At 72.4% G+C, this 536-nt stretch carries 1 protein-coding gene; it reads right to left on the reverse strand.

Annotation, left to right across the window (positions count from 1 at the left end; genetic code table 11):
• Positions 1-218: 218 nt before the first annotated feature.
• Positions 219-536, reverse strand: a 318-nt coding sequence (locus JNK74_30035; GenBank protein MBL7650410.1) for a CinA family protein, incomplete at its 5' end; no start/stop codon positions are given.

Raw genomic sequence — 536 nt, forward strand, 5'->3', positions numbered from 1 at the left:
ATCGAGCCGGAGCCGAACTGACGCTCGATGGTCTGGACGGCGACGTCGATCGCCTTGTCGCGAGCGGCGTCGCGCGGGGGCAGTCCATCAGCCCGCGGCGCGGGGGCAGTCTCGGTCGTCGTGGCCTTGGCGGCCCGGGGTTGTGCGCACATGAGGGAGCTCCGTCATCCAGGGGACGGGGCGGATTCTGCACAGGCGTTCAGTGCCCGTCAAGACCGTCAAGCGGGGTCGACCGAAAAAAGTCGGCGGCGCAGGAGGTCGAGGGCGGACCACGCGGACACGACTCGGATCCGCTCGCGATCGAAGGGGAATCGCCGCTGGACATGGGTCGTGCCGTCAGGCCCCGCGACCGCGAGGTGGATGGTGCCGACGGGCTTTTCGGGCGTGCCCCCACCCGGCCCGGCGATGCCGGTCACCGCGACGGCCCAGGTGGCACCGCTGGCGGCTCGAGCCCCCTCGGCCATGGCGCGCGCGACGGGCTCGGAGACGGCACCATGGGTCGCGATGAGGGCCTCCGGGACGCCGAGATGGGCCGT

The sequence above is a fragment of the Candidatus Hydrogenedentota bacterium genome (assembly GCA_016791475.1).
Classification (GTDB): domain Bacteria; phylum Hydrogenedentota; class Hydrogenedentia; order Hydrogenedentales; family JAEUWI01; genus JAEUWI01.